Annotated in this window: 20 protein-coding genes and 1 tRNA gene; 6 read left to right on the top strand and 15 right to left on the bottom strand. The window is 70.0% G+C overall.

All coding sequences use genetic code 11. The features are described 5' to 3' along the window. Window position 1: 1 nt before the first annotated feature. The 7 genes from ACTMTF_RS24650 to ACTMTF_RS24620 all read right to left on the bottom strand — a co-directional run bounded on the left by ACTMTF_RS24650 (window position 2) and on the right by ACTMTF_RS24620 (window position 6,368). Window positions 2-766 carry a 3'(2'),5'-bisphosphate nucleotidase CysQ gene (locus ACTMTF_RS24650; RefSeq protein WP_441112804.1) on the bottom strand — a complete coding sequence of 255 codons (765 nt, stop codon included), beginning with the start codon at window positions 764-766 and terminating at the stop codon, window positions 2-4. Further along, window positions 766-2,178, bottom strand: a complete 1,413-nt coding sequence (locus ACTMTF_RS24645) for a sugar transferase (protein ID WP_441113007.1) — start codon at window positions 2,176-2,178, stop codon at window positions 766-768. The genes ACTMTF_RS24650 and ACTMTF_RS24645 overlap by 1 nt, the downstream gene beginning before the upstream one ends. 149 nt (window positions 2,179-2,327) lie before the next feature. After that, window positions 2,328-2,912 carry an aminoacyl-tRNA hydrolase gene (gene pth, locus ACTMTF_RS24640; protein ID WP_441112803.1) on the bottom strand — a complete coding sequence of 195 codons (585 nt, stop codon included), beginning with the start codon at window positions 2,910-2,912 and terminating at the stop codon, window positions 2,328-2,330. Between the two features lie 63 nt (window positions 2,913-2,975). Beyond that, window positions 2,976-3,572: a 50S ribosomal protein L25/general stress protein Ctc gene (locus ACTMTF_RS24635; protein WP_441112802.1), complete on the bottom strand. Its 597-nt coding sequence runs from the start codon at window positions 3,570-3,572 to the stop codon at window positions 2,976-2,978. A gap of 105 nt (window positions 3,573-3,677) precedes the next feature. Then, window positions 3,678-4,655 carry a ribose-phosphate diphosphokinase gene (locus ACTMTF_RS24630; protein ID WP_397012040.1) on the bottom strand — a complete coding sequence of 326 codons (978 nt, stop codon included), beginning with the start codon at window positions 4,653-4,655 and terminating at the stop codon, window positions 3,678-3,680. 52 nt (window positions 4,656-4,707) lie between these two features. Continuing rightward, window positions 4,708-6,159: a bifunctional UDP-N-acetylglucosamine diphosphorylase/glucosamine-1-phosphate N-acetyltransferase GlmU gene (glmU, locus tag ACTMTF_RS24625; protein ID WP_397012042.1), complete on the bottom strand. Its 1,452-nt coding sequence runs from the start codon at window positions 6,157-6,159 to the stop codon at window positions 4,708-4,710. Window positions 6,160-6,296: 137 nt separating this feature from the next. Then, a tRNA-Gln gene (locus ACTMTF_RS24620) sits at window positions 6,297-6,368 on the bottom strand. A gap of 289 nt (window positions 6,369-6,657) precedes the next feature. Here ACTMTF_RS24620 and ACTMTF_RS24615 point away from each other — a divergent pair. The 4 genes from ACTMTF_RS24615 (at window position 6,658) to ACTMTF_RS24600 (ending at window position 11,521) form a co-directional block, all read left to right on the top strand. Further along, window positions 6,658-7,599 carry an acyl-CoA desaturase gene (locus ACTMTF_RS24615; protein ID WP_441112801.1) on the top strand — a complete coding sequence of 314 codons (942 nt, stop codon included), beginning with the start codon at window positions 6,658-6,660 and terminating at the stop codon, window positions 7,597-7,599. A 79-nt stretch (window positions 7,600-7,678) separates the two neighbouring features. Beyond that, the gene (locus ACTMTF_RS24610; RefSeq protein WP_441112800.1) at window positions 7,679-8,584 is read left to right on the top strand and encodes a TetR family transcriptional regulator; all 906 of its coding nucleotides are present in this window, start codon (window positions 7,679-7,681) and stop codon (window positions 8,582-8,584) included. A 53-nt stretch (window positions 8,585-8,637) separates the two neighbouring features. Then, window positions 8,638-10,698 carry an RNA degradosome polyphosphate kinase gene (locus tag ACTMTF_RS24605; protein WP_441112799.1) on the top strand — a complete coding sequence of 687 codons (2,061 nt, stop codon included), beginning with the start codon at window positions 8,638-8,640 and terminating at the stop codon, window positions 10,696-10,698. Further along, on the top strand, window positions 10,688-11,521 hold the full coding sequence (locus ACTMTF_RS24600) for an NUDIX hydrolase (RefSeq protein WP_441112798.1): 834 nt from the start codon (window positions 10,688-10,690) through the stop codon (window positions 11,519-11,521). Before ACTMTF_RS24605 ends, ACTMTF_RS24600 begins: the two co-directional genes overlap by 11 nt. A gap of 33 nt (window positions 11,522-11,554) precedes the next feature. Here ACTMTF_RS24600 and ACTMTF_RS24595 read toward each other — a convergent pair whose 3' ends face one another. From ACTMTF_RS24595 to ACTMTF_RS24585, 3 genes are read right to left on the bottom strand one after another with little or no spacing between them, the layout of a single operon-like run. Continuing rightward, the gene (locus tag ACTMTF_RS24595; RefSeq protein ID WP_441112797.1) at window positions 11,555-13,030 is read right to left on the bottom strand and encodes a CYTH and CHAD domain-containing protein; all 1,476 of its coding nucleotides are present in this window, start codon (window positions 13,028-13,030) and stop codon (window positions 11,555-11,557) included. Window positions 13,031-13,083: 53 nt separating this feature from the next. After that, a complete protein-coding gene (locus tag ACTMTF_RS24590; protein WP_441112796.1) occupies window positions 13,084-13,431 on the bottom strand; it encodes a VOC family protein in 348 nt (115 codons plus the stop codon). Next, window positions 13,428-14,204, bottom strand: a complete 777-nt coding sequence (locus ACTMTF_RS24585; RefSeq protein ID WP_441112795.1) for a methyltransferase domain-containing protein — start codon at window positions 14,202-14,204, stop codon at window positions 13,428-13,430. Before ACTMTF_RS24585 ends, ACTMTF_RS24590 begins: the two co-directional genes overlap by 4 nt. 56 nt (window positions 14,205-14,260) lie before the next feature. Between ACTMTF_RS24585 and ACTMTF_RS24580 the strand changes: the two genes are divergently transcribed. Next, window positions 14,261-14,761: a MarR family winged helix-turn-helix transcriptional regulator gene (locus ACTMTF_RS24580; protein WP_397012058.1), complete on the top strand. Its 501-nt coding sequence runs from the start codon at window positions 14,261-14,263 to the stop codon at window positions 14,759-14,761. Here the strand turns inward: ACTMTF_RS24580 and ACTMTF_RS24575 are convergent. The 3 genes from ACTMTF_RS24575 to ACTMTF_RS24565 all read right to left on the bottom strand — a co-directional run bounded on the left by ACTMTF_RS24575 (window position 14,729) and on the right by ACTMTF_RS24565 (window position 18,530). Continuing rightward, on the bottom strand, window positions 14,729-15,535 hold the full coding sequence (locus tag ACTMTF_RS24575) for an alpha/beta fold hydrolase (protein ID WP_441112794.1): 807 nt from the start codon (window positions 15,533-15,535) through the stop codon (window positions 14,729-14,731). The genes ACTMTF_RS24580 and ACTMTF_RS24575 overlap by 33 nt on opposite strands. A 136-nt stretch (window positions 15,536-15,671) precedes the next feature. Then, window positions 15,672-17,477, bottom strand: coding sequence for an ABC-F family ATP-binding cassette domain-containing protein (locus tag ACTMTF_RS24570; RefSeq protein WP_441112793.1), 1,806 nt, complete (start codon window positions 17,475-17,477; stop codon window positions 15,672-15,674). 108 nt (window positions 17,478-17,585) lie between these two features. Next, window positions 17,586-18,530 carry a 4-(cytidine 5'-diphospho)-2-C-methyl-D-erythritol kinase gene (locus ACTMTF_RS24565; protein WP_441112792.1) on the bottom strand — a complete coding sequence of 315 codons (945 nt, stop codon included), beginning with the start codon at window positions 18,528-18,530 and terminating at the stop codon, window positions 17,586-17,588. A gap of 212 nt (window positions 18,531-18,742) precedes the next feature. Here ACTMTF_RS24565 and ACTMTF_RS24560 point away from each other — a divergent pair, with 212 nt between their 5' ends. Continuing rightward, window positions 18,743-19,573, top strand: coding sequence for an arginase family protein (locus tag ACTMTF_RS24560; protein ID WP_441112791.1), 831 nt, complete (start codon window positions 18,743-18,745; stop codon window positions 19,571-19,573). Window positions 19,574-19,594: 21 nt separating this feature from the next. Here the strand turns inward: ACTMTF_RS24560 and ACTMTF_RS24555 are convergent, their stop codons facing one another. Both ACTMTF_RS24555 and rsmA read right to left on the bottom strand, forming a co-directional pair. Next, window positions 19,595-20,176: a C40 family peptidase gene (locus tag ACTMTF_RS24555; RefSeq protein WP_441112790.1), complete on the bottom strand. Its 582-nt coding sequence runs from the start codon at window positions 20,174-20,176 to the stop codon at window positions 19,595-19,597. 120 nt (window positions 20,177-20,296) lie between these two features. Next, window positions 20,297-21,136 (bottom strand): 16S rRNA (adenine(1518)-N(6)/adenine(1519)-N(6))-dimethyltransferase RsmA, encoded by an 840-nt coding sequence (gene rsmA / locus ACTMTF_RS24550; protein ID WP_441113006.1) that lies wholly within the window; start codon window positions 21,134-21,136, stop codon window positions 20,297-20,299. Between the last annotated feature and the right edge of the window lie 78 nt (window positions 21,137-21,214).

The following is a 21,214-nucleotide window of genomic DNA, read 5'->3' as shown; positions in this document are numbered from 1 at the left end:
GTTATCGATGCAGGTCCCGGATCCCGGCGAGCAGAGTTGACGCCAAGTCCGGTAGGGAAACCAGAATATCTGGTAGTGAGGGGTCGACTTGGTTGTAGGCCAGCTTCGCGCCGTCGATCCGGCTGGCGTGGGCGCCCGCGGCGAGGGCCACGGCGACCGGTGCGGCCGAATCCCACTCGTACTGACCGCCTGCGTGCACGTACGCCTCGACCTCTCCGGTCAGCACCGCGGAGATCTTGGCGCCCGCCGATCCGATCGGCACCAGATCGGCGCCGACCAGATAGGCGAGCTTCTGCACGAACTCCGGCGGCCGGGTGCGGCTCACCGCGATGCGGAACCTGCCTCCGTCGTAGGCGGGCAGCTTGGGCGGCTCGGCGGTGGTCAGCGTGCGCCCCTGCGCGGGCAGCGCCACGGCCCCGGCGGCGAGCACTCCCCGCTCCCACAGCGCCACGTGGACGGCCCAGTCGGACCTGCCCTCCTCGGAGAACTCACGGGTGCCGTCGAGCGGGTCGACGATCCACACCCGATCCGCGCTCTGCCGGCGCGGATCCATCCGCTCCTCGCGGGTGGCCTCCTCCGACAGCACGCTGTCGGAGGGCCTCAGCCTGGCGAGCGACTCCATCAGCAGTACGTGCGCGGCACGGTCGCCGGCGGATCGCAGGACGGCCGGGTCGGCGAAACCCTCCCGCCGGCGGACCTGCAGCAGGTGCTCCCCCGCCTCGGTGGCCAGGTCGGCAGCCAGGGCGTGGTCGTCACGAATCGTCATCAATAAGCTCCTTGCCCGCGGGCGACGGCCGACCAAGTCTTCCACAGGATCTGCAGGTCCAGCATGAGGGTCCAGTTCTCCACGTAACGCAGGTCCAGCCGGACGGATTCCTCCCAGGACAGATCCGACCTGCCGTTCACCTGCCACAGACCGGTCAGGCCGGGCCGGACGAGGAGCCGCCGGCGCACGTCGTCGCCGTAGCGGGCGACCTCTTCGGGCAGCGGCGGGCGCGGCCCGACCAGCGACATGTGGCCGAGGGTGACGTTGATGAGCTGAGGCAGCTCGTCGAGTGAGTGACGGCGCATGAACGCGCCGAGCGGGGTCACACGCGGGTCGTTGCGGATCTTGAACAGGGGCCCGTCGCGGTCGCTGACGAGGGTGATCTTCTGGCGTTCGGAGCCGCGCCGCATAGTGCGGAATTTCACAATGGTGAAAAGCTCGCCGTCTCTGCCGACCCTGGTCTGCCTGAACAGCGCGGGCCCCGGGCTGGTCGCGCGGACGGCGATGGCCAGCGCGGTCAGCAGCGGGGACAGCAGCACCAGCAAGGAGAGCGCGACCAGCCGGTCGAAGACGTTCTTGACGAGCTGGCGGGCGCCCGTCAGCTCGGGGTGCTCGACATGCAGCAGCGGCAGCCCGGCGGCAGGCCTGATGGTGGTGCGCGGCCCGGCGACGTCCATCAGCGCGGGCGCCACCACCAGCTCGGTATGCGTGGCCTCCAGCCGCCAGGCCAGCCGGCGCAGCGCCAGGCCGTCCATCTCTGGGCAGGCGAGCACGGCCACGGTGTCGGCCCGGACCTGGTCGACGACCAGGGGCACGTCGCTGAAGTGGCCGAAGACGGGCACCCCGGCCACGCTGCCCTGGGGAGCCTCGTCGGGCAGGCAGGCCGCCACGACCTCCATGCCGTGATGGCGCTCCCTGCGGAAGAGCCGGACGAGCTCATCCACCGAGGCGGCGTGGCCGACCGCCACGACCTTGCGCATGCACGCGCCGCGCGCCCGGCGCCGGTGCAACGAGCGGCGCAGGCAGTGTCTGAGCACCAGGGTGAGGAGCGTGACCTGCGGCAGGGCGAGCACCACGTAGCCGCGGGCGATGTCGGTCTTGGTCACGTAGGAGCCGATGGCGAGCGCGGCGGTCAGCGCGACGCCGCACTGCACGATCCGGCGGAACTCCTCCGAACCGACGCCGATCAGCCGGGGCTCGTAGGCCCTGTTGAGCGCGACCGCGCAGATCCACACCAGGGGCAGCACCGCGCTCGCCACCAGATAGGGGGCGGCGTGTGCGGTGACCTCGCCGAACCTGAACACGAACGCGGCGGCCGAGCCCGCGCTCGCGGCGAGCAGGTCGGCCGCCAGGGCCTGGATCTTGTAGGCGCGCACCCAGCAGGGCACGCGCGGGCCGACGCGCCAGGCCACCTCGGGACCGGATCCGACGAGGGCCAGCAGCGCCTCACCGTGAGGTCCGTCGTGCACACACGCCTCCGAGTGACCGATCGCGAACAGACAGTCACCAAATCGTAGCGGTCGGCGACGACAGGGAACCCGCGAACGGCCCTATGCGGAGGTCAGCGTGGAGGGCCGGAAATGTTCAGATCGGCGCGATGGAAGTCGTTCTGAGTGGCTTCGAGGCCGCGTTCCATCAGCGATTCGACCACGTCGGCGGCCCGGTCGACCAGGAACGCCAGGTCTTTACGCTCGGCGGTGGCGAAGTCCTTCAGGACGAAGGAGGCGGGATCCATCCGGCCGGGCGGCCTGCCGATGCCGAAGCGGACGCGCAGGTAGTCGCGGGTGCCGAGCACCTTGGTGATCGACTTGAGCCCGTTGTGGCCGTTGTCGCCGCCGCCCAGCTTGGCGCGCAGCGCGCCGTAGGGGACGTCGAGCTCGTCGTGGACCACGATCAGCCGCTCGGGGCCGATCTTGTAGAAGTCGGCGAGGGCCTTGACCGGCCCGCCGGACAGGTTCATGAACGTCAGCGGCTTGGCGAGCACGGCGGCCCGGGTCTCGAGCACCTCCGAGCGGCTGCGGTGCGCCTTGAACCGCCCGCTCGCCCTGGCGGCCAGCTCGTCGAGCACCATGAAGCCCGCATTGTGCCTGTTACCCGCGTAATCGGGCCCCGGGTTGCCGAGCCCGGCGATCAGCCAGCGGTCCATGTGCTCCCCTCAAGCGCGGAACGGGACAGCCGACGGCGCCGGCTGTCCCGTGATCGCGACGATTTACTCGGCGGCCTCGGCGGCGCCGTTCTCGGCGCCCTCTTCGCCCTCGGCCGGAGCCTCGGTCGGCTTGCCGATGACCTGGAGGATCACGGCCTCCGCGTCGGCGGCGAGGGTGGTGCCCTCCGGGAGGGGAAGCTGGGCGGCGGTGATGACGGTGCCGACGGTCAGCCCGTCGACGTCGACCTCGATGCCGGTCGGGATGTGCGTGGCCTCGGTCTCCACGGAGACGGACACGAGCTGCTGGTCGAGCAGGCCCTCGGAGTTGACGTCGCCGACCGTGGTGACCGGGATCTCGACGGTGACCTTCTCGCCGCGCCGGACCAGGAGCAGGTCGACGTGCTCGATGAAGCCCCTGATCGGGTCGCGCTGGACGCCCTTGGGCAGCGCCAGCTCGTCGATGCCGTCACCGGCCAGGCGGATCAGCACGTTGGGCGTGCGCAGCGCGAGGAGGACCTCGTGACCCGGCAGGGTCAGGTGCTTGGTGTCGGTGCCGTGCCCGTAGAGGACGGCGGGCACCTTGTCGGAGCGGCGGATCTTGCGGGCTGCGCCCTTGCCGAACACGGTGCGCGACTCAGCGGTGATACGTACTTCGGACACGACATCTCCTAGGGATGCGGAAGATCGGATTTTGCGCTCCCCCTCACCCGCCCTAGCGGAAGGCGTTACGAGCGCAACCGTGCCAGTCTACAGCGCCGGCGCAGCTCAGGTGTCACCCTCGAACATGCTGGTGACGGAGCCGTCGGTGAACACCTCGGTGATGGCCCGGGCGATGAGCGGCGCGATCGACAGCACGGTCAGCTTGTCGAAGCGGCTCTCCTCCGGCAACGGCAGCGTGTTGGTGACGATGACCTCGGAGATCCGGGAGTTCTTCAGCCGGTCGACCGCCGGGTCGGAGAACACCGCGTGCGTGGCGGCCGTGATCACGTTGGTGGCGCCCTGGTCGTAGAGGGCGTCGGCGGCCTTGCAGATGGTGCCGGCCGTGTCGATCATGTCGTCGATCAGCACGCAGGTGCGGCCGCGTACCTTGCCGACGACCTCGTTGACCTTCACGGAGTTGGCCACGTCGAGGTCGCGCCTCTTGTGGATGAAGGCCAGCGGGGTGCCGAGCGTGTCGGCCCAGCGCTCCGACAGGCGCACCCGGCCGGTGTCGGGCGAGACGATGGTGGTGTTGGCCAGGTCGAGCCGGTTCTTCAGATAGTTCTCCAGCACCGGCATGGCGAACAGGTGGTCGACCGGTCCGTCGAAGAAACCCTGGATCTGCGAGGTGTGCAGGTCGATCGACATGAGCCGGTCGGCGCCCGCGGTCTTGAACAGGTCGGCCATCAGCCTGGCCGTGATCGGCTCGCGGCCGCGGCCCTTCTTGTCCTGCCTGGCGTAGCCGAAGAACGGCATGACCACGGTGATGCGCTTGGCGGAGGCCCGCTTGAGCGCGTCGACCATGATGAGCTGTTCCATGATCCACTGGTTGATCGGACCGGTGTGGCTCTGGAGCACGAAGGCGTCGCAACCGCGGACGGATTCGAGGTAGCGGGCGTAGATCTCGCCGTTGGCGAAGTCGATCAGTTTGGTGGGGGTCAGGGAGACGCCGAGGTGCTCGGCGACCTCCTCGGCCAGCTCGGGATAGGCCCGGCCGGAGAAGAGCATGAGAGCTTTCTCACCCGGTTGCTTGAGGCTTGTCATGAGACGTCCTCCACGGACCCGCTGTCTGTACCGATGACCTCGGCAAGCTCGGTCATGTGCCACTCTCCCGCTGTTCTTGCTCAGCCAGCGCCCGCTCGGCGGCCGCGGCTGATTTGGTGCCCGCGCGCCTGCGCAAGACCCACTTTTCGATGTTGCGCTGACGCGCTCTGGCCACCCCGATGGCGCCGGGCGGCACATCGCCGTCGATGACGGAGCCGGCGGCCGTGTAGGCGCCGTCTCCGATCGTCACCGGGGCGATGAGCATGGTGTCGCAGCCGACGAACGCGCCGTCGCCGACCGTGGTGCGACTCTTGGTGACTCCGTCGTAGTTGACGAAGACCACGGCGGCGCCGATGTTGACGTCGTCGCCGATCGTGGCGTCTCCCGCGTAGGTCAGGTGGGGCACCTTGGAGCGCTCGCCGACCTGGGAGTTCTTCATCTCGACGAAGGTGCCGGCCTTGGCGCTGCGGCCGAGGACGGTGCCGGGGCGCAGGTAGGCGTACGGGCCGACGCTGGCCTGCGGGCCGATCTCGGCGCCGTCGGCGACGGCGTTGCGCACCACGGCGCCCGCGCCGACGAGGGTGTCGGTCAGCGTGGTGGCGGGGCCGATCTCGGCGCCGGCCTCGACCACGGTGCGGCCGTGCAGCTGCGTGCCGGGGTGGATGACGGCGTCGGGCTCGATCCGCACGCCCACGTCGATCCAGGTGCTGCCGGGGTCGACGACGGTGACCCCGCCGCGCATGTGCCGCTCCAGCAGCCGCTGGTTGAGCACCTTGCGGGCGAAGGCCAGCTGGACCCGGTCGTTGACGCCCTCGACCTCGGCGTAGTCGCCGGCGACGTGCGCGCCGACGCGGTGGCCGTCGCCGCGCAGGATCGACAGCACGTCGGTGAGGTACTCCTCGCCCTGGGCGTTGTCGCTGGAGACGCGCTTGACGGCGTCGGCCAGGAGTTCGCCGTCGAAGGCGTAGATGCCGGAGTTCATCTCCTTGACGGCCCGCTGGCCGGGGCTGGCGTCCTTGTCCTCGACGATCTCCAGCACGGCTCCGCCGTCGTCGCGGATGATGCGCCCGTAGCCGGTGGGGTCGGGCACCTCGGCCGTGAGCACGGTGACCGCGTTGCCGTCGGACTCGTGCCGCTGGAGCAGCTCGGCCATGGTCTCGGTGCGCAGCAGCGGCACGTCTCCGTAGGTGACCAGGACGGTGCCGGTGATGGTGCCGGTCTCCTCCAGCACGGTGCGGACCGCGTGACCGGTGCCGCGCTGCTCGTGCTGGACGACGGCGCGCGCGTCCGGGCTGGTCTCGGCCAGGTGGGCACCGACTCGCTCCAGCGCGTGGCCGATGACGACGATGAGCCGCTCGGGACCGAGGTCCCTGGCGGCGGAGAGCATGTGGTCGACCAAGGCTCGGCCGCACAACTCATGCAGGACTTTCGGGGTCTGGCTCTTCATCCGGGTGCCCTCGCCGGCGGCGAGGACGATGACGGCGGCCGGGCGCGGCACACTCACGGACTGAGGCTCCCTGTGGCTGGACGGTCTCAGGGTCATATGCGGGCTATCGCACCGCAACCCTCCCGACACCGTGAGGATACCTGGCCGCCCTGAGCTCTCTTCCAGGGGGGCTTTCGGGAGGGCGAGCCGAAAAGCTCCCGGAAGAGGACTCGAACCCCTACAAAGTGGACCAAAACCACTTGTCCTGCCGATTAGACGATCCGGGAATCAGGCGGACACCGTGGCATCCGACACGGTCCTACGATACCGACCCCGCACAGGCGTGCGCGCCCGAATATCGCCCTCCGATCTCACTCGGGCGGACTAGATCGCCGGTTGACGGGCACGTTGGAGCGGTGGGCGCTTATAACAGACCGCCCGAAACGCCGCAAGGCATGGAATCAACGCATACCCGTCGGGACTCCGTCACGTCTTAGGTCTTCCTTACCTACGATGGCGTAAGTTACGGTGACGTAGGACGGACATAGTTCCCAGACAGCTCGTGAGAGGCAGCCCATGACCGTTATCGCCGACCGTCCGACACCCGGACCGAAGCCCGATGTCGAACCAGAACCACGCACCAAGGCCGAGCTCGTCTCCTTCGCCCTGGTCGTCGGGCTGCCCATCGTCGCGATCCTGGCCGCCGTCCCGATGGCCTGGGGGTGGGGACTGCTCGGCTGGACGGACGTCGTCATCGCCGGTGTCTTCTACGTGGTGTCCGGCCTCGGCGTCACCGTCGGCCTGCACCGCTACTTCACCCACGGCTCGTTCAAGGCCAAGCGGCCCCTGAAGATCGCCCTGGGCATCGCGGGCAGCCTCTCGCTGGAGATGTCCGTGCTCGACTGGGTCGCCACCCACCGCAAGCACCACAAGTTCTCCGACAAGGAGGGCGACCCGCACTCGCCGTGGCGCTTCGGCCCCGGCTTCAAGTCGATGACCAAGGGCCTGCTCTACGCGCACATGGGCTGGCTGTTCGACGCCGAGCGCACCAACCGCGAGAAGTACGCCCCGGACCTGTGCCGCGACCCCGACGTGATGAAGCTGCACAAGGCTTTCGGCGCGCTGGCCCTCGTCTCCCTCCTGCTGCCCGGCATCCTCGGCGGGCTCCTCACCTGGTCCTGGCAGGGCGCGCTGACCGCGCTGTTCTGGGGCACGCTGGTCCGCATCGGGCTGCTGCACCACGTCACCTGGTCGATCAACTCGATCTGCCACGTGTTCGGCGACGAGGCCTTCCAGGTACGTGACAAGTCCCGCAACGTGTGGTGGCTGGCGATCCCGTCCTTCGGCGAGTCCTGGCACAACCTGCACCACTCCGACCCCAGCTGCGCCAGGCACGGCGTGCTCAAGGGCCAGATCGACCTGAGCGCCGGCCTGATCCGGATCTTCGAGAGGCTGGGCTGGGTGTACAACGTACGCTGGCCGAATCCCGAGCGGCTGGCGGCGAAGCGGATTGCCTGACACCGCTCCATCGGGGCCCGGCGGTTCGTCAGGCACCGCCATTATGGAAACCGTGACCGAATCCCGATCTCGCAGGCGTATGACCGGAAAAGAACGAAGAGAGCAGCTGATACTGATCAGCCGGACGCTTTTCGCGCAGAAGGGGTTCGACGGGACCTCGATCGAGGAGATCGCGGCCACCGCGCACGTCTCCAAGCCGGTGGTGTACGAGCACTTCGGCGGAAAAGAAGGCGTGTACGCCGTCGTCGTCGACCGTGAGATGCAGAAGCTGCTCGGCATGATCACCGAGGCGCTGACCGCGAGCCACTCGCTGGTCAAGCTCGAACGCGCCGCGCTGGCCCTGCTGCGGTACATCGAGGAGAGCAGCGAGGGCTTCCGCATCCTGGTCCGCGACTCGCACGCCGCCTCGGGCACCGGCACGTTCGCGAGCCTGATCAGCGAGATCGCCAGCCAGGTGGAGGACGTGCTGGCCGACGAGTTCGCGGCCCGCGGCTACTCTCCCGACCTCGCGCCCATGTACGCCCAGATGCTGGTCGGCATGGTGGCCCTGACCGGTCAGTGGTGGCTGGACGTGCGCAAACCGGGCCGCGAGGAGGTGGCGGCGCACGTGGTGAACCTGGCCTGGAACGGCTTGACCGGCCTCAACCCGCAGCCGGCGATGACCGCGGCGACGCGCGACCAGGTCGCGGCCAAGGTGCCCGGACCGCGCGCCAGCGACAAGGAGCTGCGCGAGCTGGACAAGGCGCGCGAGCGGGAGCTCAAGGAGGCCGAGAAGGTCCGCCAGCGGGAGCTGCGCGAGGCGGAGAAGGCCAGGGTGCGCGAGCTGAAGGAGCGGGAGAGACTGCTGAAGGAGGCCGAGAAGGAGCGTGAGAGGCTCTTGAAGGAGGCCGAGAAGGCTCGCGAGCGCGAGGAGAAGCTGCGCCAGCGGGAGGCTCGGCTGGTCGAGAGAGCCGCTCTGCTCGCGCAACCGGATCAGCCGGAATAAGTCGTTGCGGTCCTGTTAACGTTCTGTTCAACCAAATGGGGCATATTTCCTTTATGTCCGCTGAGCCGCTGCAAACCGGTAACGATCTAGCCTTGCCTCAGGACAGATTCCTCAACCGCGAAGAGAGCTGGCTGCAGTTCAACGAGCGGGTGCTGGAACTGGCCGAAGACCCCGCACTGCCGCTGCTGGAGCGAGTGCGTTTCCTCGCCATCTTCGCCAGCAATCTGGACGAGTTCTTCCGGGTCCGGGTCGCCGGCCTCAAACGCCGGATGGCGACCGGCCTGCTGCTCCGGACCAAGAGCGGGCTGAAGCCGAGCGAGGAGCTCGCCAGGATCGCCACCGTCGCCGACAAGCTGGCCAAACGGCACGCCTCTGCCTTCCACGAGCAGATCAGGCCCAAGCTCGCGGCTGAGGGCATCGAGGTCGTCCGCTGGGACGAGCTGGGGCGCGAGGAGCGCACGGTGCTGCGCAAGCTGTTCAGGGAGCGGATCAGGCCCGTCCTGACACCGTTGGCCGTCGACCCCGCCCACCCGTTTCCGTACATATCTGGATTGAGTTTGAATCTGGCGGTCGTGGTGCGTAACCCGGCCAACGATCACACGGTTTTCGCCAGGGTCAAGGTGCCCTCCCAGCTGCCCCGCTTCGTGGCCGCCTCCCAGGACCGGTTCGTACCGCTGGAGGACGTCATCGCGGCCCATCTGGGCCAGCTCTTCAAGGGCATGGAGATCGTTCAGCACCATGTCTTCCGGGTGACCAGGAACGAGGATCTCGAAGTCGACGAGGACGTCACCGAGAACCTCATGCAGGCCCTGGAGAAGGAGCTGCGGCGGCGCCGGTTCGGGCCGCCCGTCCGGCTGGAGGTGGAGGACACCATCTCCCGCGAGGTGCTCGACCTGCTGGTGGAAGAGCTGGAGCTGGCCCCGCACGAGATCTACCGCATCACCGGCCCGCTGGACCTGACCGGGCTGCACGCCATCGCCGACCTCGACCGCGGCGAGCTCAGCTACCGCCCGTTCGTCCCCGCCGAGGCCATCAGCGCCGAGGACGACCTGTTCGCCATGCTGCGCGAGCGTGACGTGCTGCTGCACCACCCCTACGACTCCTTCTCCACCAGCGTGCAGCGCTTTATCGAGGTGGCCTCCGCCGACCCGAAGGTGCTGGCGATCAAGCAGACCCTCTACCGCACCAGCGGCGACTCCCCCATCGTGGACGCGCTCATCGACGCGGCCGAGGCGGGCAAGCAGGTCGTGGTCGTCGTGGAGATCAAGGCCCGCTTCGACGAGCACGCGAACATCTCCTGGGCCCGCAAGCTGGAGCGGGCCGGCTGCCACGTCGTCTACGGCGTGGTCGGCCTCAAGACCCACTGCAAGCTCGCCCTGGTCGTCCGCCAGGAGTCCTCCGGCGAGCTGCGCCGCTACTGCCACATCGGCACCGGCAACTACAACCCCAAGACGGCCAGGCAGTACGAGGACTTCGGCCTGCTCACCGCGGACCCGCTGGTCGGCGAGGACGTCACGGACCTGTTCATCCACCTGACCGGCTACTCCAACCACTCGGCCTACCGCAGGCTGCTGGTCGCGCCGCACTCGCTGCGCGGCGGGCTGCTGGCCCGGATCGACCGGGAGATCACCCACCAGCTGGCGGGACGCCCGGCCCGCATCCGGATCAAGACGAACTCGCTGGTGGACGAGCCGCTCATCGACGCCCTCTACCGGGCGTCCCAGGCGGGCGTGCCGGTCGACCTGTGGGTGCGGGGCGTGTGCACGCTGCGCCCCGGCATCCCGGGCCTGTCGGAGACCATCCGGGTGCGGTCCGTCCTCGGCCGTTTCCTGGAGCACTCGCGGGTGTACGAGTTCGGCCTGGGCAGGCGGCCCGAGGTGTGGATCGGCAGCGCGGACCTGATGCGCCGCAACCTCGACCGCCGGGTGGAGGCCCTGGTCAAGGTGACCAGCACGCAGCACAAGGCGTACCTGATCGACCTGATGGACCACGCCATGGCCGACACCACGACCGCCTGGTCGCTGGACTCGGACGGCACCTGGAGCCGCAGTCAGGGCGATGACCTGCAGAGCCACTTCATCGCGACCCGCCGCTGGAGGACCGTTGACGACTGACCCGCTACGCGCCGCAGGAGCCGTGGTGTGGCGGGGTGAGGAGAGCGGGCCGGAGGTGGCCGTCATCCACCGCCCCCGCTACGACGACTGGACCTTCCCCAAGGGCAAGCTCGAAGCCGGTGAGCACGTGATCGCCGCCGCGCTCCGCGAGGTGCGCGAGGAGACCGGGCTCACCGTCGTGCTCGGCCGCCCCCTGCCGACCGTCCATTACCCGCTCCAGGGCCTGCTCAAGAGGGTCGACTACTGGGCGGCTCGGGTGACCGGCGACGGCGGGTTCGTGCCCGGCGACGAGGTGGACGAGCTGCGCTGGGTGTCTCTCGACCGGGCACGGGAGCTGCTCAGCTATGCCTGGGACGTGGACCTGCTCGGCACGCTCACCGCCGCGCCTCTGTCCACCGTCCCGCTCGTCCTGGTCCGGCATGGCTCGGCCGGCTCCCGGCAGACCTGGCAGGGCGAGGACGCCCGGCGCCCGCTCGATCCGGAGGGGCAGGCCCAGGCGGCGGTCCTGGCCACGGTGCTCCCCGCCTACGGGCCCGAGATCCTGCTGAGCTCCCCCAGCCTCCGATGCGTTCAGACGCTGGAACCGTACAGCGCGGACATCACACCGGAGCCGCTGCTCAGCGAGGAGACCTGGGATCCGCCCAAGACGTCCGCCCTGGTCGGCGAGCTCACCGCGCCCGCCGTGGTGTGCAGCCACGGCAAGGTGCTGCCGTCCCTCCTCGCCGCGCTCGGCGGCGAGGAGGAGCACCTGCCCAAGGGCGGCTTCACCGTCCTGCACCGGCTGGACGGGCAGGTGATCGGCGCCGAGCGGCACGACGCGTGAGGCGTCACGACGCGTGAGGCGTTCCGGGGACGCTCAGAGGAGGCTCCGGACCGCCTCACAGGTCTCCGCCCAGACCCCGGGGAACTCCTCGTGCGCGCGCTCCGCCGTCGCGCGCTCAAGACCGACGAGCACCCCGTACGTGAACGTGTCCTCGCCCGCCTCACGGGCTCTGCCGGCCTCCGCGAGCAGCCGCTCCTGCGCGACCACCCCGTCCTGGTGCGTCCCCAGCACTTCCTGTACGGCCTCCGCCAGCTTGGCGAGCCTGGACATGGGCTTGCCCAGGGTCGGTTTGAGCGCTTCCGCGGTGTAGCGGGCGCGCTTGGCCGCCTTACGCACGTCGTGCATGGCGATCTCGCGCTGCTCGGGGTCGGCGATGGCCTGGGCGGTGTCGTAGGCCTTGGTGACGCGCGCCCAGTTGGCCGCCGCGACGTCCCTGAGCGTGTCCGCGGCCGGCCCGGCAGCCGCCTTGCCCAGCTTCGGCTCGGCCACCAGCGCGTCGAGGGCGTGCAGCAGGGCGTAGTAGCGGTCGCCGCTGAGCTCGTCCCTGATCCGGTCGTAGCCTTCCCGCTCGCGTTCGGCCAGGTCGTCGCAGAGCCGGGTCCGGATGGGCCCGATCACGAGCTCGGGTGGCAGCGCGGCCAGTTCGTCGCCGTACCTGGCCCTGATGACCTCCAGGTCGCGCACCTCGCCGAGCACGGTGCCGAACCACTGGAGCTCCTCCTGGAGCTCGCCGGTGTCGGGCACGACGGACTTGAACGCCTTGAGCGCGCTGCGCAGCCTGCGCGCGGCGACCCGCATCCGGTGCACGCCGCCCTCTTCGGCCCGCCGTACCCGGGGGTCCTGCGAGAGCAGGGCGGTCACCTGCCCGGACAGGTAGCCGAGCACGGTGTGGCCGGCGGTGTCCGCGTCCAGGGCCGCGCGGGGGGTGGCGGGCGGCTCCAGGAGCTTGGCGAGCTTGCTGGCCGCCGCGGACGGCGTCGCGCCGGCCTTCCTGAGCCGCTTGCCGACCTTCGCCAGCAGCCGCTCGTCGCCGTCGAGCAGCTCCGCCTCGACCTCGCGCCAGCGGACCACCAACGGCTCGTCGCCGAGGAAGGACGTGCCCTTGACCCGGTCGTCGGCGATCTCGACGAGCCGCTTGTCGCCGTCGCTCAGGACGGTCACGCTGCGCCGGGTGGCGAGCTCGGCGACCACCCCCAGCTCCGCGCCGCGCGTGTAGGCGCGGACCAGCTCCGCCAGTTCGTCCGGCACGGCTTTGGTACGGGTGAGCGGATGCGTGATCTCCTGCCGAACGCCCCTGGCCTGGGGCAGCTTCAGGTGCCAGCCGGGGTCGGAGCCGCCGCGCCTGCGCCTGAGCGTCACGCCCCTGGCCGCCAGCCTGAGATCCGGTGTGTCGTAGTAAAGGGCGACGAGCTGGAAGGACTTCGGACCGGTGGCCTCGGCGAGACCGGTCAGATCCGGCACCTCGAAGTCAGGCGGAACGTCGAACTTGTCCTCGATCTCAATGCCCACGACACCTCATAAGAAAGTCCGCTTTCGACCATGATGTCACCCGAAGGTGAACATCACGCGCGCTGCATCAGCTCGATCCTGTTCCCGACCGGATCCGAGACGTGGACCCGGCGAAACCCCCCGAACGCCGCGCCCGGCACCGCGCCGGGCAGCTTGGCGACCAGCGCGTCCAGGTCGTCGACCAGGAACGCCGGGTGCGCCTTCGCCGCCGGCCGGAAGTCGTCCTCGATGCCGAGATGCACCTCCACCCCCTGCCCCCGGAACCAGGCGCCGCCGCGCTTGGCAAGCTCCGCCGGCTTGGCCACCTCCTCCAGGCCGAGCACGCCCGCGTAGAACGCCCTGAGCTCCGGCTCGCTGCCGGCCGGCGCGGCAAGCTGGACGTGGTGCAGCCCGATGATCATTTCTGCACCACCACGAAGATCCGCCGGAACGGGAAGGGGGTGCCGAAGTCCCGTGCCGGATAGGCCTCCTCGAACCGTTCGGCCAGCTCGGCGGTGAACCGCTTGGCCTCGTCCGGCCGCAGGCGGTCCAGGATGGGCCGCAGGGCGGTGCCGGAGACCCAGTTGAGCACCGGGTTCTCGCCCTTGGGCGCGTGGAGGACGTGGACGTACGTCGTCTCCCAGGTGTCCACCCGGGGGCAGCCGCTCAGCAGGTCCAGATAATCGACGGCGGTGCCGACGGGATCTCCCCTGTCGTAGTCGCCGAGCCTGTCGGACCAGGCCGGCGAGGCGCACAGCTCGCGGATGATCGCGTGGCTGGGGGCGGCGTGATTGCCCGGCACCTGGAAGGCCAGCCAGCCCTGCGGGCTCAGCGCGGTGATCCAGCGCTCGATGACGTGGCGGTGCTCGGGCACCCACTGCAGGACGGCGTTGGAGACGATCACGTCGACGGGCCGGTCGGGATGCCAGGTCATGACGTCGGCGACGGTGAACCTGGGCGCGCCGTCCAGCTCACGCGCCTTGGTGATCATGGCCGGCGACGAGTCGAACCCCTCCACGGTGGCCCTGGGCCAGCGCCGGGCCAACTCACTGGTGAGTTGGCCGTTCCCGCAGCCCGCGTCCACGACATAATCAGGATCATCCGCCGCCACTCTGGCCATCAGCTCGAAGAACGGCCGTGACCGCTCGCCGGCATACCTGCCGTACGTCTCGGGGTCCCAGATATCTCTTGACATAAAGATAATTCGTATCGAGATATTTATCTCGATGTCAAGACAGTACACTCGTTCGCATGACGCACGATCCGCAGGACGAGGTCGACCGGCTCGTCGCCGCATGGCGGGCGGAGCGCCCCGACCTCGACGTCGAGCCGCTCCAGGTGCTCTCGCGGGTCTCCAGGCTGGCCAAGCACCTCGACCGCGCCAGACGGGCCGCCTTCGCCGAGCACGACCTGGAGCCCTGGGAGTTCGACGTGCTGACCGCCCTGCGCCGGGCCGGCAAGCCGTACGAACTGAGCCCCGGAGCGCTGCTTCGTGCCACGCTCGTCACCTCCGGCACCATGACCAACCGCATCGACCGCCTCGCCCAGGCCGGACTCGTCCGCCGCCGCCCCGACCCCGAGGACCGCCGCGGCGTGCTCGTCACCCTGACCGAGACCGGGCTGACCCGCGTCGACTCTGCCTTCTCCGACCTGCTCAGGCGCGAACACGACCTGCTCGGCAGCCTGACCCCCGACGACCAGCACACCCTCGCCGCCCTGCTACGAACCCTGCTGGCCCCCTTCGACACCTGACAGGCCCGCAGGGAGCGGGGTGCCCATGACCCTGGCCATGATCATGGCCGTGAAAAGGTCGGGATTCTCCCCGTTCCAGGCATGCCCCACCCCGGGCACCAGACGCGCCTCCCCCTCCGGGAAGCCCGCGGCCAGCTCCGGCAGTGAGCGTTTGGTGAGGTCGTGCTCATTTCCCCCGGCCACCGCCAGCACCGGGCATCGGCTGGTGCCCGCCTCGGACGGAAGTCGGAAGGCGAGAGCCTCCTCGTTGACCCGGCGGAAGGCCTGGCGGCTGGTCGCCCGCGCCGCCTCCTGATAGCCGCCCACGTCTTCGGCGGGGATGTTCAGCGCGCGGGCGTTGGCGCGCAGCACCGGCCCCCATCTCATCACCGGAGCCATCAGCGCGCCCATGAGCCGCAGCCTGCCCGGATGCGGGAACGGCAGCACGTTCACCCCGCTCACCGTGGCGGTCGTCACCACGTGCCCGGCGCTCGCGGCCAGGTGCACGGCCACGTAGCCGCCGAGTGACAAGCCCACGACGTGCGCCCTGCCGCCGGTCGCACGAGAGGCGATGACCTCGGCCACCTGCTCCGCGGTGTCGGCGATCGAGACCCAGTCCAGGGCGTTGCTCCGCCCATGACCGGGCAGGTCCGGCACGAGCACGCGTAAGCTCTCGGCCAGCACGCGCACCTGCTTGGTCCACATCCAGCCACTGGTGCCCACCCCGTGGAGCAGCACCACCGCCGGGGCATCCAGAGGCCCTGCCTCATCCACGAAGATCGCCACAACGGCCATACTGGCACTTCCCAGGGCGACCCGCCCCCAGACAGGACAGAAGGCATGCGCCGATGAGTGCTCCTGCCCCCGGCGCGCACACCGATGTGGTGCGCACCTTGCCTGATCCGGCATCCGGCGGAGTCAGGAGTCGAGATCAGTCGCCGAGGCGGTCTGCCAGCTCCAGCCACTCGGCCTCGACGGTCTCCTTCTGGGCGAGGATGTCGCGCAGCCGGTCGTCCAGGGAGCCGAGCTTGGCGTAGTCGCTGGCCGCCTCCGCCATCTGCGCGTGCAGCTTGGCCTCCTGGTCGCCGAGCTTGTCCAGCTGACGCTCCAGGCGGTTGAGTTCCTTACGCAGCTCGCGCTCCTCCTTGGCGGAGAGCCCCTGGTCAGCATCGGGAACCGTGGGGGCGGACCGGGTGGCGGGGGTGGCGGCGGCTTCGGCCACGCGGGCCGTGAGGGCCGAGCCCGAGGCCCGGCGCTCAAGGTATTCGTCGACCCCGCCGGGCAGGAACGACAGCTTGCCGTCACCCAGCAGCGCCACGCAGCGGTCGGTGACGCGCTCCAGGAAGTAGCGGTCGTGGGTGACCAGGATGAGCGTGCCGGGCCAGGCGTCGAGCAGGTCCTCCAGCTCGTTCAGCGTCTCGATGTCGAGGTCGTTGGTCGGCTCGTCGAGTAGCAGCACATTCGGGTCGTCCATGAGCAGCTTGAGCAACTGCAGCCGCCGCCGCTCGCCGCCGGACAGGTCGCCGACGACCTTCCACTGCGCCTCGCCCTTGAAGCCGAGCCGTTCGAGGAGCTGGGAGGCCGTCCACTCCTTCTTGCCGACCTGGATGTACTTGCGGACCTCTTCGACGGTCTCCAGCACCCTGCGGGCCGGGTCGAGCTCGGTGAGCTCCTGCGACAGGTGCGCGAGCCGTACGGTCTTGCCTCGGACGACCCGCCCGGAGTCGGGCTTGACCGTGTCGGCGAGCAGCCGCAGCACCGACGACTTGCCGGACCCGTTGACGCCGATGAGCCCGACCCGGTCGCCCGGCCCGAACTGCCAGGTGCAGTCGTCGAGCACCAGCGGCCCGGCATCGGGGCCCCCGGCGTGGAGCGTGACGTCTTCGAGGTCGTACACGGTCTTGCCGAGCCGTGCGGCGGCGAACTTGAGCAGCTCGACGCTCTCGCGCGGCGGCGGCTCGTTCGCGATCAGCGCCTGGGCGGCGTCCACCCGGAACTTGGGCTTCGACGTGCGGGCCGGCGGGCCACGGCGGAGCCAGGCGATCTCCTTGCGCATGAGGTTCTGGCGGCGTTCCTCGGCGGACTGGGCGATGCGCGCCCGCTCGGCCTTGGCGAGCACATAGGCGGCATATCCGCCCTCATACCGCTCGACCCGGCCGTCCACGACCTCCCACGTCCGCGTGGAGACCGCGTCCAGGAACCACCGGTCGTGCGTCACCACCACCAGCGCGCTCCTGCGACCGGCCAGGTGGGCGGCCAGCCAGGCGATGGCCTCGATGTCGAGGTGGTTCGTGGGCTCGTCCAGCATGATCAGGTCATGCTCGGCGATCAGCAGCTGAGCCAGCGCCGTCCGCCTGCGCTCGCCACCGGACAGCTCGCCGGCCTTGGCGTCGAGCTCCAGATCGCCGATCAGGTTGCCGAGGATCTCCCGAACCCGCTGATCCCCCGCCCACTCGTGCTCCGCCAGCTCGCCCAGCACGATCTCGCGCACGGTCTGCGAGGGGTCGAGCAGGTCCCGCTGCGCCAGCACGCCGACCCGCAGGCCCCGCGTGTGCGTCACCCTGCCGCTGTCGGGCCGCACGTCACCGGCGATCACGCTCAGCAGCGTGCTCTTACCTCCGCCGTTGCGGCCGACGACGCCGATGCGCTCCCCGGCCTCGACCCCGAGGGACAGGTCGCTGAGGAGGGGCTTGGGGCCGTAGGCATGGGAGACGGACTCGAGATTGACCAGGTTCATTGTGTCCCCAGGGTATCGGCTCACGGTGAGCGCATCCTCCGCGAAGGCGGCGTCGGCAAGACGACCGCCGCGGCGGTTCGCGTGCCGCGGCCATGCGCACGGCGGAGGTCAGAGGACGGTGGTGCCGGGAGTCGGGCCGTGGGCCGTGATCGTGCTGCGGATGGGGGCCCGCCCGGGGAGTGCCTGGGCCAGGCGAGCGGCGTGGGCGGCGTCTTCGGCCAGGAAGGCGCAGGTGGGGCCGGAGCCCGAGACGAGCGCGCCCAGAGCACCCAGACGGCGACCCGCCTCCAGGGTGGCGGCCAACCCGGGGCGAAGGGACAGAGCGGCGGGCTGAAGGTCGTTGGACAGGTGCCGGCCCAGGGCGTGAGGATCACCGGCGCGCAAAGCGGCCAGCAGACCGGGGTCAGGCTCAGCCGAGAAGAACCCACCGACCGAGAAGCCGGCCCCGCTGGTGCCAGCCCCTCCGGTAGAGGGGGCGGCTGCGCGGAGGCGGTCGCATTCGGCGTAGACGCTGGGGGTGGAGAGGCCGCCGTCGGCGGTGGCGAAGGTCCAGTGGAAGGCGCCTGTGGTGGGGAGCTCGGTGAGCAGCTCGCCTCTGCCGGTGCCCAGGGCGGTGCCGCCCATCAGGAGGAACGGCACGTCGCTGCCCAGGTCGGCGGCGATGCGCATGAGGGGGTCGATGGGCAGGCCGAGGCCCCAGAGCTCGTTGCAGGCCACCAGAGCGGCCGCGGCGTCGGCGCTGCCTCCCGCCATGCCTCCCGCCACCGGGATCGACTTGTGGATGACCAGGTCGGCGCCGTAGCCGACGTCGGCGTGCTTGGCGAGGGCACGGGCCGCCTGGATCGCCAGGTTGGTGTCGTCCACGGGCACCTGGTCGGTCCACTCGCCCGTCACGGCCACGGTGATGGAGTCGGACTTCCGCGCCACCACGTCATCGAAGATCGACACGGCGTGGAAGACGTTGACCAGGTCGTGGTAGCCGTCCTCCCTGAGAGGGCCTACGGACAGCTGCACGTTGACCTTCGCGGGCACCCGTACGGTCACCGAACTCATCGATCTTCTGCCACTCTCGTCGCCGGCGCGGGTAAGGACAGTCAATCCTAGCGGGGCACGGTCGGGCCCCATGCGCCTCGCGCCGACACCTCGCCGGCCACCGAGAGCTTGCGCGTCGGCCTTGACCGAGGGAATCGGTTGGACGCTGGACCGGTCGGCAGGACAGCATGGAGATTTGGCAGGCTGCCTGTGAGGGAGATGCGTTGACCAGGGTGACGGTTGTACAGGTGCCGCAGTGGCGGGGGTCGGGTGCGCCGACGGCCGAGCGGCTGCGGGAAGGGGCGCGGCTGCTGGCCGCCATGGTGCCCGCCGATGAGCGGGTGCTCGTGGAGGTCGAGGACGACCTGGTGAGCACGGCCGTGCGGGTTCGCGAGGCCGTTGCCCAAATCAACGGCGGACACCAGGTGGCGGCCGGGGGTGACGGTGGGTTTCTGGTGGTCGTCGGCGGTGACTGCGGGGTCGAGTTGGAGCCGGTGGCCGCTGCGCGGCGGCGGTATGGGGATCGGCTGGTGGTGGTCTGGTTCGACGCTCATGGGGACCTCAACACTCCTGAGTCCTCTCCTTCGGGGGCGTTTCACGGGATGGTGCTGCGTGCGCTGACCGGTGAAGGGCCGCGTGGCCTGGTGGCCGCGCCGGCGGTGGATCCGCGGCGCGTCGTGCTCGCCGGGGTCCGTGACCTGGACCCGGCCGAGGCGGCGTTCATGGGGAGCGCGGGTGTGCGGCACGTGCGGGCGGCCGATCCGGTCGCGCTGACCGACGCGATCGCCGCGGCCGGGGGGACGGATGACCCGGTCGTGTACGTACACATCGATCTTGACGTGCTGGATCCGGGGGTCTTCGCCTCCGTGGGGTCGCCTAGTCCTGACGGGTTGCACCCTGACCAGCTCCTCACCCTGGTCACGGCCGTGACCGAGCGGTTCGGGGTGGCCGGGCTCGGGATCACGGAGTATGAGCCGTCCAGGCCTGAGGACCAGGAGCTGCTGGCGCCCCTGGTCGCGGCGCTGGTCGAGGTCTGTGCCAAGGACGGGCGCGCGACAAAGTAGAAGGCAGGTCAGCCCGGCACGTCAGCCCGGACGGACCGCGCCACGGAAGACGACGCGATAGTACGGGGAGCCGAGGAACTGGGTGGTCCTGACCACGTCGCCGGTCTTGGGGGCGTGGATCATCAGCCCGCCCTGGAGGTAGAGGCCCACGTGGGTCGGGTCGCCGGAGCCGCCACCGAAGAAGAGCAGGTCACCGGTGCGCAGGTCGCCCAGCGGCACCCGGCGGCCCTGACGGAACTGGGCCCCGGTGTAGTGGCCGAGCCGGACGCCCGCTCGGGACCAGGCGTACATGGTCAGGCCACTGCAGTCGAAGCCGATGGTCAGCGCCCCCACGCCGATGCCTCTGGTGGGCCCTGAGGAGGAGCCGCCACCCCAGGAGAACCGGGTGCCCAGCTGTTTGAGGGCGGCGGCGGCCGCGATGCCGCCCCTGGTGCGGGCGTCACGCTCGATCTTGACGACAGGCGAGCAGTCCGGAACGAGTGTGGAGCATGAAGCGCCCGGGTCCTCCGACACGGTGGCGATGGCCGTGCCCGTGAGGGTGCCGAGGATGACGGCGAGCCCGCCACTGAGCGCGAGCCACCTGAAGCAGATGTGTGCGGTCATGGTCAGCCTCCTGCGTTGTAAGGAGGCCCCAGGATCGCTCACATGTTCGAGCCGCCATCGGGCCGAACGCGGTTCTGGGGATGAACGCCCCACACCCGCGCACACCTGTGGACAGAAGGACTACGGCTTCTGTTCGGCGATCCTGGCGAAGGCGTGCACGTCGAGCTGCTCACCCCGGGCCGACGGATCCACCCCCGCCGCCCTCAGCGCCGTCTCGGCCTGCGCCGGGCTCCCCGCCCAGCCGGCCAGCGCGGCCCGCAGCGTCTTGCGCCGCTGCGCGAAGGCCCCGTCCACCACCGCGAACACCTCCTCGCGACTGGCCGTGGTCGACGGCGGCTCCCGGCGGGTGAGGGAGACCAGGCCCGAGTCGACGTTCGGCGCCGGCCAGAAGACCGTGCGCCCGACCGGGCCGGCCCGGCGTACGTCGGCGTACCAGGCGGCCTTGACCGACGGGATGCCGTACACCTTGGACCCGGGCGCGGCGGCCAGCCGGTCGGCCACCTCGGCCTGCACCATGATCAGCCCCTTGCGCAGCGACGGCAGCACCTCCAGCACGTGCAACACCACGGGCACCGCGACGTTGTAGGGCAGGTTGGCCACCAGGGCGGTGGGCGCGAACCCCCTGAGGTCGGCGGCGGTGATCTTCATCGCGTCGGCGGCCACGACGGTGAGCTTCTCGGCGAGGCCACGCTCGGCGACGGTCAGGGGAAGCTGCCCGGCGAGCACCGGATCGATCTCGACGGCCACCACATGCCGGGCCTCCGGCAGCAGCGCGAGCGTGAGGGAGCCCAGGCCCGGCCCCACTTCGATGACCACGTCGTCGGGCTCCACCCCGGCCACGCGGACGATGCGCCGGACGGTCCCCGCGTCGATCACGAAATTCTGGCCTAGCTTTTTAGTCGGGCGCAGATCTAGCTTGTCCGCCAAAATACGTATTTCTGCAGGGCCCAGAAGCCTCATCATCCAACCAGTCTCCCGCATCGAACAACCTGTGATGGCGGACGGGGACGGGATGAGGGGAGGATGGGTGGACGAAGA

The organism is Nonomuraea sp. ZG12 (assembly GCF_052068115.1).
Lineage (GTDB): Bacteria > Actinomycetota > Actinomycetes > Streptosporangiales > Streptosporangiaceae > Nonomuraea.
This window is presented reverse-complemented; position numbering and strand designations above follow the sequence as displayed.